Source organism: Streptomyces albireticuli (assembly GCF_021228125.1).
Classification (GTDB): Bacteria; Actinomycetota; Actinomycetes; order Streptomycetales; family Streptomycetaceae; genus Streptomyces; species Streptomyces albireticuli.
The window spans coordinates 14367-30351 of the sequence record NZ_JAJQQS010000004.1 but is presented as its reverse complement, the minus strand read 5'-3'; the positions used below and the strand labels follow the sequence as shown (position 1 = coordinate 30351).

Annotated in this window: 11 protein-coding genes and 1 pseudogene; 9 read left to right on the top strand and 3 right to left on the bottom strand. The window is 75.5% G+C overall.

Annotated features, from left to right (window positions below; translation table 11 throughout):
• The first annotated feature begins 19 nt into the window (after positions 1-19).
• From LUZ64_RS08490 to LUZ64_RS08465, 6 genes are all read left to right on the top strand, one after another.
• A complete protein-coding gene (locus LUZ64_RS08490) occupies positions 20-712 on the top strand; it encodes a DUF969 domain-containing protein (RefSeq protein WP_095581306.1) in 693 nt (230 codons plus the stop codon).
• Positions 709-1677, top strand: a complete 969-nt coding sequence (locus tag LUZ64_RS08485) for a DUF979 domain-containing protein (protein ID WP_095581305.1) — start codon at positions 709-711, stop codon at positions 1675-1677. The genes LUZ64_RS08490 and LUZ64_RS08485 overlap by 4 nt, the downstream gene beginning before the upstream one ends.
• A 30-nt stretch (positions 1678-1707) precedes the next feature.
• Complete coding sequence (gene pcp / locus LUZ64_RS08480) at positions 1708-2352, top strand: pyroglutamyl-peptidase I (protein ID WP_095581304.1); 645 nt, start codon at positions 1708-1710, stop codon at positions 2350-2352.
• Between the two features lie 66 nt (positions 2353-2418).
• Positions 2419-3942 (top strand): hypothetical protein, encoded by a 1524-nt coding sequence (locus LUZ64_RS08475; protein ID WP_095581303.1) that lies wholly within the window; start codon positions 2419-2421, stop codon positions 3940-3942.
• A gap of 193 nt (positions 3943-4135) precedes the next feature.
• Positions 4136-5056: a hypothetical protein gene (locus LUZ64_RS08470; protein ID WP_095581302.1), complete on the top strand. Its 921-nt coding sequence runs from the start codon at positions 4136-4138 to the stop codon at positions 5054-5056.
• A 31-nt stretch (positions 5057-5087) separates the two neighbouring features.
• Positions 5088-9806, top strand: coding sequence for a coiled-coil domain-containing protein (locus LUZ64_RS08465; protein WP_232390204.1), 4719 nt, complete (start codon positions 5088-5090; stop codon positions 9804-9806).
• 8 nt (positions 9807-9814) lie between these two features.
• Here LUZ64_RS08465 and LUZ64_RS08460 read toward each other — a convergent pair whose 3' ends face one another.
• From LUZ64_RS08460 to LUZ64_RS08450, 3 genes and pseudogenes are all read right to left on the bottom strand, one after another.
• Entirely contained in the window at positions 9815-10474 is a 660-nt protein-coding gene (locus LUZ64_RS08460; RefSeq protein WP_095584927.1) for a hypothetical protein, read from the bottom strand.
• 15 nt (positions 10475-10489) lie between these two features.
• Positions 10490-11635, bottom strand: a complete 1146-nt coding sequence (locus tag LUZ64_RS08455) for an L-histidine N(alpha)-methyltransferase (RefSeq protein WP_095584926.1) — start codon at positions 11633-11635, stop codon at positions 10490-10492.
• Positions 11636-11755: 120 nt separating this feature from the next.
• Positions 11756-12106: pseudogene (locus LUZ64_RS08450) on the bottom strand (hypothetical protein); the annotation flags it as partial.
• Positions 12107-12345: 239 nt separating this feature from the next.
• On the opposite strand from LUZ64_RS08450, the gene LUZ64_RS08445 reads away from it, so the two are divergent.
• Genes LUZ64_RS08445 through LUZ64_RS08435 form a run of 3 tightly spaced genes read left to right on the top strand, consistent with a single transcriptional unit; the run spans position 12346 to position 15838 of the window.
• Positions 12346-14871: a sensor histidine kinase gene (locus LUZ64_RS08445; RefSeq protein WP_095584924.1), complete on the top strand. Its 2526-nt coding sequence runs from the start codon at positions 12346-12348 to the stop codon at positions 14869-14871.
• A complete protein-coding gene (locus LUZ64_RS08440) occupies positions 14868-15335 on the top strand; it encodes a roadblock/LC7 domain-containing protein (protein ID WP_087929102.1) in 468 nt (155 codons plus the stop codon). The genes LUZ64_RS08445 and LUZ64_RS08440 overlap by 4 nt, the downstream gene beginning before the upstream one ends.
• 8 nt (positions 15336-15343) lie before the next feature.
• A complete protein-coding gene (locus tag LUZ64_RS08435) occupies positions 15344-15838 on the top strand; it encodes a DUF742 domain-containing protein (protein ID WP_095584929.1) in 495 nt (164 codons plus the stop codon).
• The last annotated feature ends 147 nt before the right edge of the window (positions 15839-15985 follow it).

Below are 15985 nucleotides of genomic sequence, written 5' to 3'. Positions count from 1 at the left end.
ATCCCGGAAGGCGGAGCGCGTGATCGTTCTCCTGGGCGTCCTCGTGGTCGTGCTCGGCTTCGCCACGAGACGCAATCCTCTGCTGGTGGTCGGCGCCGCCGGCATCGTCACCGGCCTGCTCGGCGGGCTCTCGCCGCAGCGCGTCCTGGCCGCCTTCGGCACGGGCTTCGCTTCCAGCCGGGCCGTGACGATCTTCGTCATCACCCTCCCCGTCATCGGCCTCCTGGAGCGCCACGGCCTCCAGGAACAGGCCCGCCGGATCGTCACCCGCTTCGCGGGGCTCACGGCCGGCCGCTTCCTCGCCCTCTACCTCCTGCTGCGCCAGATCGCCGCCGCGGTCGGCCTGAACAACGTCTTCGGCCACGCCCAGACCGTACGGCCGCTGGCCGCGCCCATGGCCGAGGGCGCCGCCGAACGCCGCCTCGGCCCGCTGCCGGAGAAGGCGCGCGAGAAGGTGCGCTCGTTCGCCGCCAGCGCCGACAACGTCGGGCTCTTCTTCGGCGAGGACGTCTTCCTGGCCGTCGGCTCGATCCTGCTCATCACCGGTTTCGTCAACACCACTTACCAGACGCATCTCGAACCGCTGGACCTCGCGCTGTGGGCGATACCCACCGCCCTGTGCGCGCTCGCCGTCCACGGCTGGCGGCTGCTGCGCCTGGACCGCACCCTGGAGCGCGCGGTGGCGGCCGACCGCGAGGAGGCCGTCAAGTGATCAAGGCGGAGTGGTTCTACTGGCTCGTCGGCCTCATCTTCCTGGTCATGGCCGTCCAGATGCTGCGTGACCGCACCAACCCCAAGCGGTACGGCACCGCGGCCTTCTGGGGGCTGCTCGGCCTCGGCTTCGTCTACGGCACCTGGGTCGCGGACAAGTCGGCCCCCGCGGAACCGCTCGGCGCCGCCGTCCTCGCCATGGTCTGCCTCGCCGGCTTCGGCTTCACCGGCCGCGGCCGGGGCACCGCCGCCACCCCCGAGCAGCGTGAGGCGAGCGCCGCCCGCTGGGGCGGCCGCCTCTTCGTCCCCGCGCTCACCATCCCGGTGGTCGCCCTGCTCTGCGCCGTCGGCGTGAAGCGGCTCTCGGTGGGCGGCGAACCCGTCCTCCAGAAGGGCAGCGAGACCATCCTGGGCCTCGGCATCGGTGCCGTCGTCGCGCTCGTCGTCGGCATGGTGATGCTGCGCGAGAAGAAGCTCTCCGCGCCCCTGCACGCCGGACGCTCGATGCTGGAGTCGATGGGATGGGCCATGCTGCTGCCGCAGCTGCTCGCCACCCTCGGCACGATCTTCTCCGTCTCCGGCGTCGGCGAACAGGTCCGCCGGATCACCACGGCGGTCCTCCCCGACCACTCCCTCTACGTCGCCGTGGCCGTCTACTGCGTCGGGATGTTCCTCTTCACCGTCGTCATGGGCAACGGCTTCGCGGCCTTCCCCGTGATGACCGCCGCCGTCGGCTGGCCCGTCCTCGTGGTGCAGGAGCACGGCAGCGCGCCGGCCGTCCTCGCCATCGGCATGCTGGCCGGCTTCTGCGGCACCCTGGTGACCCCCATGGCCGCCAACTTCAACGTCGTGCCCGCGGCCCTGCTGGAGCTCAAGGACCAGTACGGGCCGATCAAGGCCCAACTGCCCACCGCCGTCGCCCTGCTCGGCTGCAACATCGTGATCATGGCCCTGTTCGCCTTCTGAGCCCCCTCCACACCCCCCTTGGGAGCGCCCGTGCCCCGCGTCCTGCTGACCGGCTTCGAACCCTTCGGCGGAGAGAGCGTCAACCCCTCCTGGCAGGCCGTCCGCGAGGTCGCGAGCCGGCCACCGGCGGGCGTCGAGATCGTCGGCGTCCAGCTGCCCTGCGTCTTCGGCGGCGCCCTCGACGCGCTGCGCGCCGCCGTCGCGGACACCGACCCCGACGTCGTGCTCTGCGTCGGCCAGGCCGGCGGCCGTCCCGACCTCACGGTCGAACGCGTGGCCGTCAACATCGACGACGCCGTCATCCCCGACAACGCCGGCGCCCGGCCCGTCGACGAGCCCGTCGTCCCCGGCGGTCCCGCCGCCTACTTCGCCGCGTTGCCGGTCAAGCGCTGTGTCGCCGCCGTCCGGGAGGCGGGCCTGCCCGCGTCCGTCTCGCAGACCGCCGGCACCTTCGTCTGCAACCACGTCTTCTACGGGCTGATGCACCTCGCCGCCACCGAACGCCCCGGCCTGCGGGGCGGGTTCGTGCACGTGCCGTACGCCCCCGAGCAGGTCACCGGCCGGGCCCTGCCGTCACTCCCCGTGGCCACCGTCGCCGAAGGGCTGCGTGTGATCGCGGTCACCGCGGCCGGGCGTACGGACGACCTTCACGTGACAGGCGGCGCCACACACTAGGACGTGACGGACATTCCGCCCGTGCCGTTTCGTCCGTTGTCGGGGTGACCGCCTACTCTGTGCGACGTGACTTCTCCAGCCCCGGCGACCGTTCCGCCCCAGCTCAACGGCTTCTCGCGCCCTGCCCCGGGCCCGGCCGCCGACGAGGGCCTGGCCCGGCGGCTGCGCGCGCTGGCCTGCACCGCGCCGCTGCACGACCTGGACGCCCGCAAGGCCAACCTCGCGGGGGAGTACGGCGTCTACGCCATGGCCGAGGTGGCCCTCGCCGCCATCGACCTCGTCACGCTCAACATGGACTTCGACACCGGCGCCGACCACGAGCAGATAGTGGCCCGGCTCCAGCCGCGCGTCGCGGCCCAGGCACCGGAGCGCCCGCACGCCGAGCACGAGCGCGTCGCCCGCTGGGTCCTGGAGAACCTCATCAACGTCGGCAGCGTCGACCGAGGCTTCCGCGCCGTCTACGGCACCTTCGGGGCCGACGGCGCCTACGTCCGGCGCGACTACGACTTCAAACTCGTCGAGGAGGTGCCCGGCCCGGGCGGCGCGATCTTCCTGCGCACCACGGACGAGGCCGTCAACGTCCTCGTCGGCGCCCTCGACACCGACGTCACCAGCGCCCAGATCGCCGCCGAGGTGAAGCTGGAGGTCCTCATCAGCCGGGGCCGCCTCGCCGACGCCCAGCTCGCCGCCGAGCAGGCCCGCTACCGCACCGTGCAGTACGCGGAGACCCTCCGCAAGACCCTCGACGCCACCCGCCGCAACGTCCGCGCGGTCGACTGGCTGCGCACCGTCCCCGACATGATCGCCGAAGCGCTCGACCACGTCGCCGACCGCTACCGCCACGAGAACGCGATCCTCACCAACATCCGCAAGGCGCGCGACGAGGCCGAGGAGCCGGAGCACAAGCGCCGCGCCGCCGAGCTCGTCGACATCGTCAAGGACTGCATCCGCCGCCACACGCAGCTCCAGTCCCGGCTGCTGGAGGCCGGCCCGCTTTTCCGCGCCGAACAGGACCGGCAGGCCTTCGCCCCCACCACCGCCTCCGCCGGCCTCGACCTCTACGGACAGCTCCTCGCCCCGCTGCTGCCGCTGCCCGTCGAGCAGGCCGGCCGGGTCACGGACGCCTTCTTCGCCCACGGCACGGGCCTGCGCACGCCCACCTCCGTCCGGGTCACCGACCTCGTCGACATGCTGCTCACACCGCCGGCCGAGCGGGACCACCTCGGTGCGGAGATGCCCGAGCCGGACCTCATCACCACCCCCGACGACAGCCGGTTCAGCGAGGAGCAGCTCGCGAGCGCCATGGAGCTCCTCACGCTCCCGGCCGACGCGCCCCGCCGCCTCTCCGGCCTCCTCGCCGAGGCCCGCCTCCGCGACCCCGAACTGCCCTACCTGGTCGCCCTGCTGGCCGTGCACGCCGCGAGCCCCGCGGTCGGCACCGCCTACCGCCAGGGCGAGCGGTCCCTGCTGTTCGCCGTCGACGACGGAACGGTCCTCGACGACCCGGAGTTCGGCGGCGCCGACCTCGTCGTCGGCACGGCCCTGCTGGACGCGGCCGGCATGGCCGCGGACCGCCAGGAGGCGGTGTGACCCCCCGGGCCGGCCCTCCCGCGGCGCGCCCCCCTCTTCCTGTTCCCCGGGGTCCGGGGGCCCGCCCCCGGTTCCGGGAAGGGGCGGGTGAGGGGAAGCACCCCCGCCGCCACGTCGCGCGACCACCCGCGGCCCCGACCGCCGGTGCCGGCCGACCCCCACGCCACGCACACCCCCAGCAGGAGCATCAACCGTGACTGAGTACGACGCCGAGGCCCCGGCCGACGAGCCCGGCACCGGTGAGACCGGCGAACCCCGAGCGACGAGCGGGAACGTCACGCCCGCCGACGCCGCCGACGCCGCCCGCCTCATCGCCTTCGGCCTCCAGCCCAAGCTGCTGCCCGCCCGCGACGCGGAGTACGCCGAGCTGCTGCGCCGCTACCGAGACGACCCCGCGTTCGCCCGCCTCGCCGACGCCGTCGCCGCCGGTCTCGGGCTGATCGTCCTGGAGGTCTCCACCCGCGCCGGCATGGCCGTCACCGCCGCCGAGGACTCCGTCTTCGCCGTCCGCATGGGCGACTACGCCCGCCGCGCCACCGCCGACTCCGCCGACCGCTTCCTGCACGGCCTCGCCCACCTCGCCGTCGCCGCCCTGTCCTTCCCCCGCCCGGAGGACCTCGCCGACGACGGATACATCGGCCGCATCACGGTCAACGGCGTCGACGCGTTCGTCCGCCAGGCCTGCCGCCGCCTGGAGGAGAAGGCCGCCGAACAGGGCGAGAACACCGACCCGACGACGGACGCCCCCGGCCTGGAGGCCGCCTGGCGGGTCTACGCGCGCCGCAGCGCGACCGGCGCCACCAAGGACGCCCGCCGCCTCGCCGGCTCCACCACCGGCATCATCGCCAAGGCCGTCGCCTTCCTCGTCGACTCCGGCTTCCTCCAGCGCACCGGCGACGACGCCGGCGGCGCCTACCGCACCACCGCCCGCTACCAGCTCCAGGTCCGCGACATGGCCGGCACCGCCGCCATGACCGAGCTGCTGGAGCTCGGCGTGGTGACCGTCGGCGCCGGCGGCGCCACCCTGCTGCCGCCGGACGACGCCGACGCCCTCGACCTGGTCGCCGACGCCGGCCTGCCGTTCTTCGAAAACCAGCACAGCCCCGCCTCCTGACCACCGCCCGTCACGACAACGAGAGTCCGCCATGTACGAGCTGTCCCGGGTCCGCCTCTACTCCATCGGGCCCGCCGGTGCGCGCTACGCCGACACCGTGCTCGACCTGCGAGGGGTCGGCGCGCCCGTGCCCACCCCCGCGCCCGCGCAGGCGGAGTTCTTCGAGGACGAGCCCACCGGCCCGCCGCGCCGCCCCGCGCCCGCCGGCGTGCTCTTCCTGGAGAACGGCGGCGGCAAGTCCGTCCTCCTCAAGCTGATCTTCTCGGTCATGCTGCCCGGCCACCGCAACACCCTGGGCGGCGCCAGCTCCGGCGTGCTCCGCAAGTTCCTCCTCGCCGACGACTGCGGCCACGTCGCCCTGGAGTGGCAGCACGTCCTCACCGGCGAGTCCGTCGTCGTCGGCAAGGTCAGCGAGTGGCGCGGCCGCCAGGTCTCCAACGACCCGCGGAAGTTCGCCGAGGCCTGGTACTCCTTCCGCCCCGGCCCCGGCATGAGCCTGGACTCGCTGCCCGTCGCCGAGTCCACCGCGATGCGCCCGGCCGCCGACGGCGCCTCCGGCGCGCGCGGCCGCCGCCGCACCATGAAGGGCTTCCGCGACGTCCTCACCGAGGCGGGCAGGGCCTACCCCAACCTGGACGTGGTGTGGGAGGAGATCCACGAGCGCTGGAACGAACACCTCGGCGAGCTCGGCCTGGACCCCGAACTCTTCCGCTACCAGCGCGAGATGAACGCCGACGAGGGCGAGGCCGCCGGCCTCTTCGCCGTCAAGAACGACTCCGACTTCACCGACCTCCTGCTGCGCGCCGTCACCGACACCCGGGACACCGACGGCCTCGCCGACCTCGTCCACGGCTTCGCCCACAAGCTGGGCCGCCGCGCCGAGCTGACCGCCGAGCGGGACTTCACCGCCGGCTCCCTCGACCTGCTCTCCCGCATCGCCGAGGCCGCCGTCACCCGCGACCGGACCCGCGGCGTGCACGCCGGCGCCGAGCGCCGCACCCGGACCCTCGCGGGCCGGCTCTCCGCCCGCGCCGCCGAGGAGCGCGGCCGGGCCGGGGAGCTCGCCGAGCGGGTCGCCGGCGCCGCCCACGCCGTCACCGACGCCGAGTCCGGGCGCGGCCGCAGCGCCCTCGTCGCCGCCGAGATCGCCTTCCGGCACGCCTCCCTGGCCCTCACCGCCGCCGAGCGGGCCGCCGCCGCACAGCGCCGCGAGCTCATCGAGGCCCGTACGCTGCACTCCGCCTGGCAGGCGGCCGAGACCGTGCTCCGGCACCGCGCCGCCGCCGACCGCTCCGCCCGGGTGGCCGCCGCTATCCGCGAGGCCGAGCGCGACGCCGCCCCCGCGCTCGCCGCCCGCGCCGCGGCCGCCACCGCGCTCGTCCGCGCCCTCAACACCAAGGCCGAGGAGGGCGAGCGGCTCGCCAACGAGGAGGAGGAGCGCTCCGCCGCCCTCCAGGAGGCCGGCGAGGCCGCGCACCGCGACGCGACCGCCGCCGCCACCGAGGCCCAGCGCGCCCGCAGCGAGGCCGGCCACCTGCGCCAGCGCCTCGCCGAGGTCGAGCAGGAGACCGCCGAGGCCGTCCGCGCCGGCTGGCTCGACGACACCGCGCCCGACGCCGACCCGGCCCGTGCCGCGCTCGCCGCCAGCGACGCCGAGAAGCCCGCCGTCGCCGCCTACGAAGCGGCCCGCGAGAGCGCCCGCGAGAGCGCCGCCCGCGCCAAGGAGGCCGCCGCCGCCCTGGCCCGCACGGAGCTGTCCGCCGCCCGCGCCGCCGACGCCGCCACCGCCGCCGAGGCCGCCCACGACGCCGAGCACCGGGCCGCCGTGTCCATCGGCGCCGAGCAGCGCCTCGTCGAACTCCTGGGCCTGCCCCAGCCGACGGCCGCCGGCCAGGTCCCCGGCCCCCGCTCCGGCCCGGACGCCCCGCCCGCTCCCGCCGGTGACGACGCCGCCGGCGTCCCCGGCGCCCGCCGCACCCTCGAGGGCCCGCTCACCGCCGAGGAGCTCGACCGCGGTGCCGACGCGCTGCGCGAGATGCTCGACCGCAGCGTCGCCGCCTCCGAGCGGCAGATGTTCGACCTCCAGACCGCCGCCGCCGACGACTCCCGCATCCTCGGCGCCCTCGGCGACGGCGGACTGCTGCCGCCCAGCGCCGACGTCCTGGCCGCCGTCGAATACCTCGGCGAGCACGGCATCCCCGCCCTGCCCGGCTGGCGCTACCTCGCCCAGGCCGTCGACCCGGCCCGCCACGCCACCGTCCTCGCCGCCCGCCCCGAACTCGTCGACGGCGTCGTCATCACCGACGCCGACTCGCACGCCCGGGCCCGCGAGGTCCTCGGCGCGGCCTCCCTGCTGCCCCGCTCCGCCGTGGCCGTCGGCACCGCCGCGGCCCTCCTCGAACCCGCCCCGGCGGCGGACGGCGGCGAGTCCGGCGTCTTCCTCGTACCGCCGAACCCCGCGATGCACGACGAGCGCGCCGCCGACGACGAGCGCCAGGCCCTGCGGGCCCGCGCCACCGCCCGCGACGAGGAGATCCGCGCCATAGCGGCACGCCTGGCCGGCGACCGGACGCTCGCCGCCCGGCTCTCGTCCTGGCGCGCCGGCTGCCCCGCCGGCCGCCTCGCCGAGCTGGCCGCCGAGGCCGAGCGGGCCCGCACGGCCGCGGACACCGCCCAGGAGGAGCTGGCCGGGCTGCGCACCGCCCTCGCCGAGGCCGAGGAGACCGCCGCCGAGGCCGCCCGCGTCCGCGACGAGCGCCAGGAGGTCGCCGCCCGCGCCCGCCGTGTCGCCGACGCCCTCGCCGGGCTCGCCTACCGGCTCCGCGAGCGCGCCTCCTGGCAGTCCCGGCTCCGGGAGCTCGCCGAGGAGGGCGCCGAGGCCGAGGAGCGCGCCGCCGTCCTCGTGGACCGCGCCCGCGCCGCCGACGAGGACCGCCGCGCCGCCCAGCGCGCCGCCGACGACGCCCGCCGCACGGCCCGCGCGCTGCGCGCCGAGCGCGCCGAGATCGCCGGTGCCCCCGACGACGTCGCCGCCCCGGAGAGCATGGAGACGGCGGGCGCCTCCCTGCCCGCCCTGCGCGAGGCGTACCGCGCCGCCTCGCAGCTCTACGAGAAGGTCGGCGTCGGCGCCGACCTCCGCGCCGAGCAGGCCCGCGCCGAGAGCGACGAGAGCGCGGCCCTCGCCGAGCTCGACCGCCTCACCAACAAGGTCCGGGTCCGCGCCGCCCAGCTCCTGGAGGGCACCGACGGCTCCGACGGCCCGTCCCGCCAGGCCGCCGCGGCCCGTGCCGAGGCGCTCGTCCAGATGCTGGAGAGCCGCGCCTCCACCGCCAGCGAGCAGCTCGGCCGGCTGCGCGGCGAGGCCGAGCGGCTCGCCCCCACCGACGGCGACGCCCACACCGAGCTCCCCGAGGACATGGCGCCCGCCGACGCCGACGGCGCCAAGGAGCTCCTGCGCGCCGCCACCGCCGAACTCGCCGCCCGCGACGACGCCCTGGAGACCGCCCGCCGGGCCCACGCCGACCTGCTGCGCGCCCACCGGTCCGCCGAGGACGCGGCCACCGGATTCGACGACACCGCGGCCCTCCTGCGCGACCTGCTCCGCGACAACACCCCGGAGGAGAACGGCGAGAGCCCCGAGCCCTACACCGGCTCGCTGGAGGAGGCCCGGCAGACGGCCGCCGAGGCCCGCCGCTCCCTGCGCGGCTGCGCCGGCGAGCTGTCGGCGGCCGAGGCGTCGGTCCGCGAGGCGAGCGACGTCCTCGTCCGCCACGCCAACTCCACCCGCTACGAGCAGGTCCGCACCCCCGCCCGCCAGCAGATCCGCGAACTGCCCGCCGCCGCCCTGCCGGAGCACGCCATCGCCTGGGCCGAGGCGTTCGCCCCCCGCCTGCGGGTGCTCACCGACGAGCTGGAGCAGCTGGAGCGCAACCGCGACAGCATCGTCGACCGGCTGCGCGGACTGGTCGAGTCCTCCCTCACCACCCTGCGCTCCGCGCAGCGGCTCTCCCGCCTCCCCGAGGGCCTGGGGGAGTGGTCGGGCCAGGAGTTCCTGCGCATCCGCTTCGAGGACCCGGACCAGGCCACCCTCACCGAGCGGCTCGGCGAGGTCATCGACGAGGCCACCCGCTCGGCCGTCAAGAAGAACTCCGACCTGCGCCGCGACGGCATGTCGCTGCTGCTGCGCGGCGTCCAGGCGGCGCTCCAGCCGCGCGGCGTCGCCGTCGAGATCCTCAAGCCGGACGCCGTGCTGCGCGCCGAGCGCGTCCCCGTCCGCCAGATGGGCGACGTGTTCTCCGGCGGCCAGCTGCTCACCGCCGCCATCGCGCTGTACTGCACCATGGCCGCGCTGCGCAGCAACGACCGGGGCCGCGACAAGCAGCGGCACGCGGGCACCCTGTTCCTGGACAACCCGATCGGCCGTGCGAACGCCACCTACCTGCTGGAGCTCCAGCGGGCCGTCGCCGACGCCCTGGGCGTCCAGCTGCTCTACACCACCGGCCTCTTCGACACCACGGCCCTCGCGGAGTTCCCGCTGGTCATCCGGCTGCGCAACGACGCGGACCTGCGGGCGGGCCTGAAGTACATCAGCGTCGAGGAGCACCTGCGGCCGGGCCTGCCGCAGGAGCAGGACCCGGACGCGGAGCCGGTGCACGGCCAGATCACGGCGACCCGGATGTTCAAGCGGCCGGCGGACGAGCCGGCCGGGAGCGGGCCACAGGATCGGGAGCCGGTGCCGGCCGAGGCGTAGCGGCTCACTCACCCGAGGCGGTCCAGCCGGGCGGCGACGCCCGGCTGTTCCGCGTAGCGCCCGCGCAGCAGCTCCTCCAGAGCGGCCCGCAGCCGCCGCAGCCCGTCGAGCCGGCCGCCCGCGCGGTGCATGGCCTCGTCGATCGCCAGCAGCTCGGCGGCCGGCACCTCGCTGACGTACGTACGGAGTTCGGCGAGGTCCAGCCGCCGGTTGAAGTCGTGCACCCCGTCCCGCCACCGGTGCAGCAGGGTGAGCAGCTCCTCGTGGCCCGGCTCGGAGAACACCCCGGAGACCAGCGCGGCGTCCGTCGCGGACTGCACCAGGCGCGGATGCACCCGCGCCCGGGGCGCCCGGGGGTCCAGCGGCGCGAACCCGGCGCCCGTGAGCAGCTCGGTGTTCTTCACCAGCTCGTCGGCGAGGGAGTGCAGCGCCTGGGCGCGCCGCTCCCGGGCGGCCGCCCGCCGCTCCGCGTAGACGCCGGTGACGGCCGCGACGAGCGCGAGCCCGGAGGCGGCGGGCTCGAAGTGGCTGTCCGCGTCGTCGGCGACGGTCACCCACCACACGCAGATCCCGAGCGCGGTGAGCAGGCAGGCGAGGGTGACGGCGGCGAAGAACTGCCGGCTGAGCCGGCTCAGGAGCCTCGTCGGGAGGCCCGTGGGACGGGACACGGTACGGACGCGCCGTCAGTCGCGGAACGGATTCGGCCCGGTGGCCGGGCCCGGCACCGCCTCACCGCCCTGGAGGAGCAGCAGCGCCAGGCCGAACGCCGGCCGGTCGAAGGCCGTGTGCCCCACCTCGTGGGTCTCGCCCGCCTTGGACACCCGGGCGTCGACCAGCATCTTCGCGAGGCCCGCGCGGGTGTACTTCCGGCTGAGGTAGAGGCGGATGGTGTCCTGGTCGGGGAAGAGCACCGTGCTGCGGTCCGGCAGCGTCAGCTCCAGGGTGCCCCCGGTGCGGTTGCGGTAGACCACCCTGACCAGCAGGGCCCGGTCGTCCTCCACCAGTCCCTCGCAGGTGAGGCTGTTGAGGTCGATCTGGAGGTCGGTGTACTGCATCAGCGCGCTGGTGACGAACTCACGGAAGCGCGGGCTGTTCTCGTACTCCTGCGCGGCGGCGCGGGCCGCCTGCTCGTCCTGCCCGGCCGTGCTCGCGACCTCCAGCAGGAAGCGGTCCTGCGGGCGCAGCAGCTTCTCGGCCAGCAGCGTCAGCAACGGGGTGTCGCTGTCGAAATTGGCCAGGGTGTTGCCGAGCAGCGAATAGACCACCGGCTCGTCGCCCACCACCCGGCGGACCAGGGTGCTCAGCCGGTCGAGATTGGCGGGCAGCGAGAAGTCCAGCTGCACCGGCAGCACGTCGGCGGGTGGCACGTGCAGGTGCTCCAGCGCCTCGCGCTGGCCGAGCCGCAGCATCTCGGCGCTGACGTCCACCGGGATGTAGTACCCCGTTCTGCCCTGGCGGTCGAGGTACCTCAGCAGGGCCTGGTCCTTCTGGCCCGTGCCCGGGCCCAGGCTCACGTAGTGCAGCGGCCCGGCCGGCAGCCGGTCCGCCACGGCGCGCAGCCGGCGGCTGAAGGAGCCGATGCTCTCCCGCATCACCGGGTAGTACAGGTCGTTGCAGGCGTGGGCCCACGCCACCGTCGACTCCAGGCCCCAGTAGGAGAAGCCGGAGGTGATGAGCTTGCCGGAGCCCGACGGATCCGGCTCGCGCCGCAGCCCCGCGGTCACCTGGGCGAGCTTGCCCGACTGTTCCTCACCGACCAGGACCACCGTCCAGCCGGTGTCCCGGAGGATCCCCGGGATGCGCTGTACCGCCTGGTCACGCTCCGCCATCCGTGCCGCCCCCCTCGCCAGCCGACCCCCGTGCGACGGCGTGCGCCCGCCCAGCCGTCGAAGGCGTACGCCCGTCAACCGTCGAACCTACCCGGCGGCCGAGGATCAGGGGAAGCGTGGGCGACGGGCCCGCCGCACCGCGCGCGCGGTGCTGCTGGGCACCGAGACCACACCATGGCGCTGGCGCCACACCTGCCGGGTCACCCAGACGTCCAGCACCGCCCAGGTGGCGGCCACCACGCTCGCCACGGTGCCGAGCAGCGCCGGCAGCGCGAGCCAGGACCCGGCGCACGCGAACAGCGTCGAGATCATCGCCTGGACCAGCGTCACCGAGATGATGAGCACCGCGCGCACCGCGGCCGAACGCACCGGATCCGGCATCCGGTGCCGCCGGGCGGGCTCCTCGACCCACAGCGACCGGGTCCGGTACGACGGGACGTCCGGCGGGACAGCGCCGTGGTTCCGGTCCAAGTCGGCTCACCTCCCCCTCGTCCCCCGCGCCGGCCGCACCGCACGCCGGCTCCCTCCTGAATGAGCGTGCCACCCCTTCCGATAGTTCCCACGGGCGGGGAATTCCAGCCATACGGAGGCAGGAGGACAAGGGGATCGCCGTACTGGTCTTCGAGTCTCGTACCACGCAGTAGTAGGCTCACGCCGCATTGTTGTCGGGAACACCATCCCCGCACACCGGGGTCGACGTTGGGGAGGCCATGCGCGTTCGCGGCAAGTCGATCCGCCGCAAGATCGTGGCGCTGCTGCTCGTGCCGATGGTGTCCCTGACCGGGCTGTGGGCCTTCGCCACCGTGCTCACCGGCCGTGAGGCGGCCCAGCTGCTCTCCGTCGCCGAGGTCTGGCGCAAGGTCGGCTTCCCCGCCGAGGAGATGGTCCGCGCCCTCCAGAAGGAACGCCGCCAAGCCCTGGTCTACCTCGCCGACACCCGCCGCACGGACGCCCTGGCGGCCCTGAATGAGCGTCAGGCCGCCACCGACCGGATGGTGACCTCCTTCCGTTCCCGCGCCCGCGACCATGTGCGCGAGGACATGAACGCCGCGTCCGGCGCCCGGTTCGCCCGCGTCGAGAAGAGCCTCGACGACCTGGCGGGCCTGCGCCGCAAGGTCGAGGGCGACACCATCGGCCGCCACGGCGCCTTCCAGGCGTACAGCGAGCTCGTCGAGCCCTACTACGCCTTCCTCGCCAGCCTCAGCGCCCTCCAGGACGCGGAGATGGACAAGCAGGGCCGCGCCCTCGTCGGCATCGCCCGCGCCCGCGAGGCGCTCTCCCGCGAGGACGCCCTCCTCGCCGCCGCGCTCGCCGGCGGCACCCTGAGCCGCCAGGACCTGCGCGCCGTCTCCGACCGCGTCGCCGAACGCCGGATCCTCCACAGCACCAACGCCACCCTGCTGCCGCTCGCCGACCAGAACGCCTTCGAGGACTACTGGCGCGGCTCCACCGCCCGGGCGCTGCGCGCCGCCGAGGACGCCGTGATCCTCGCCGGCCCCGGCCGGCCACCGCACTCCGTCGACGCCCGCCGCTGGCAGGCCGTCGCCGGCCCCGTCCTCGACGACCTCGCCCGGCTCGGCAGCGAGGCCGGCGACCGCTACACCGAACGCGTGGAGCCCATCGCCGTCGGCGTCCTCACCAAGGCCGCCGTCGCCGGCGTCCTCGGCCTCGTCGCCCTCGTCACCTCGCTCGTCATCTCCTTCCGGGTCGGCCGCGGCCTGGTGCGCGACCTGCGCGCGCTCCGCAAGGAGGCCCACGAGGCGTCGGGCGTACGGCTGCCCGGGGTGATGCGCCGCCTCGCCGCCGGGGAGCGCGTCGACATCGACGCCGAGGCGCCCCTGCGCCCGCACGGCGCCGACGAGCTCGGGCAGGTCGGCAAGGCCCTCGACACCCTCCAGCGGGCCGCCGTCGAAGCCGCCGTCAAACAGGCCGACATGCGCCGCGGCGTCTCCGACGTCTTCGTCAACCTCGCCCGCCGCAGCCAGGTCCTCCTCCACCGTCAGCTGGCCCTCCTCGACACCATGGAACGCCGTACCGAGGACACCGAGGAGCTCGCCGACCTCTTCCGCCTCGACCACCTCACCACCCGTATGCGCCGCCACGCCGAGGGGCTCGTGATCCTCTCCGGCGCCGCGCCCGCCCGCCAGTGGCGCAAGCCGATCCGCCTGATGGACGTCGTCCGCGGCGCCGTTGCCGAGGTCGAGGCGTACGAGCGGATCGAGGTGCGCCGGCTCCCCCGGCTGGCCGTGCTCGGCCCGGCCGTCGGCGACCTCACCCACCTCCTCGCCGAACTCCTGGAGAACGCCACCGTCTTCTCCCCGCCGCACACCGGGGTCCAGGTCGTCGGCGAGCGGGTGCCCAACGGCTTCACCCTGGAGATCCACGACCGTGGCCTCGGCATGCCGCCCGACGCCCTGCTGGAGGCCAACCTCCGGCTCGCCGAGACCCCCGAGTTCGAGCTCTCCGACACCGACCGGCTGGGCCTCTTCGTCGTCAGCCGGCTCGCCCAGCGCCACGGCGTGCGCGTCTCCCTCCAGCCCTCCCCGTACGGCGGCACCACGGCCGTCGTCCTCATCCCCCTGGCACTGCTCACCGACGGCCCCACCGCCGGCCGCCCGGCCGGGGAGGAGGACACCGGCGAGCGGGCCGTCCCCGCGCGCCCCGGCCCGCTCTCCCCGCTGTCGGCGCTCCTGGACCCGGTCCGCCTCCCCGCGCGGGCACCCGGGTCCTGCCCGTTCGAGAGCCGGCCGGACGAGGACGGAGCGCCGGAGCACCACCAGGCGGGCGACGGCCCCCTGCCCCTGCCGCGCCGCCGGCCCCCGGTCCTCGTCTCCGACCGGGGGCGCCGGGTCGGCACCCACGAGCGGCCCGGCGACGCCGACGCGGGGGAGGAGCGCACGCCCACGGGCGGGCTGCCCCGGCGCGTGCGGCAGGCGAGCCTCGCACCGCAGCTGAAGGACGACCCGGCCGGGCCGGAGGCCGGGCGCGCCGCCCGGCCGGACGCCGGCGCGGACCCCGGGCGCGACGCCGACGAGGTGCGGGCCAGGATGGCCTCCCTCCAGCGCGGCTGGCAGCGCGGCCGGGAGGAGAATGAGGCCGCGCCACCGGACGCGACGCCGGATACGGCGCGCGGACCGGGGAGCGACGCCGCGCGCCGCGCGGTGCCGGTGAGACCACCGGTAAGACCACCGAGAAGTACAGCACCAGGAACCACATCTGAGGGGGACGGTCAATGACCGCACCGAAGGCCGCGATACGCACCGTCGTCACACGCGCCGGGACCGAAGCGGGCGAGAAGGGGCCCACGGGCGAGCTCAGCTGGCTCCTCGACGAACTCGTCGAGCGCGTCGGCAGCATCCGCAAGGCACTCGTCCTCTCCGGCGACGGGCTGCCGAAGGGGACCTCGAAGGACCTCTCCCGCGAGGACGGCGAACACCTGGCCGCCGTCGCCTCCGGGTTCCACAGCCTCGCCAAGGGCGTGGGGCGGCACTTCGACGCCGGGCAGGTCCGCCAGACCGTCGTCGAGCTGGACGAGGCGTTCCTGTTCGTCACCGCCGCCGGTGACGGCAGCTGTCTGGCCGTGCTCGCGGACGCCGACTCCGACATCGGGCTGATCGCCTACGAGATGACGCTGCTCGTCAAGCGGGTGGGCGCGCACCTGGCCACCGCTCCGCGGACCGGCGTGGCCGCCGACGGGTGACGGCCGGCATGACCGGAGACGGCGGCGGGCCCGCCCCGCCCTCCTGGGCGCTGCCCGGCGGGCCGGAGGCGGGCGACCCGGCCGGGGGCGGGCCGGTGGCGGGCGGGACCGAGGCGCGCTGGTACGACGACGCGGCCGGCCCGGTCGTCCGCCCGTACGCGATGACCCGCGGCCGTACCCGCAGCGCGGCCGAGGGCGCGCTCGACCTGATCGCGGTCGTCATCGCCGACGAGGGCTTCACTGGCCGGGCCGGGGACGCGCACGCCGTCGCCGACCGCGCCCTCTCCCCGGAGCACCTCGACATCGTCGACCTCACCCGCGACGAGCACCGGTCCATCGCCGAACTGGCCGCCGGCCTGGACCTCCCGGTCGGCGTGGTGCGCGTCCTCGTCGGGGACCTGCTGTCCGCCGGGCTCGTGCGCGTCTCCCGTCCGGTGCCCCCGGCGGAACTGCCGGACGAAAGCATTCTGCGCGAGGTGATCGACGGGCTCCGGGCGCTCTGAGCCGCCCGGAGCGGGCCCCGTGCCACCGGGTCCGCTCCAGGCGGGTGGCACGGGGCACCCCGAAGGGGCTTGTCGTGGCCATGGTCTTTACGGAACGATCACCACCGCGGGCGACGGCGCTACGCCGGCCCGCCGGAAGGGGAAGGA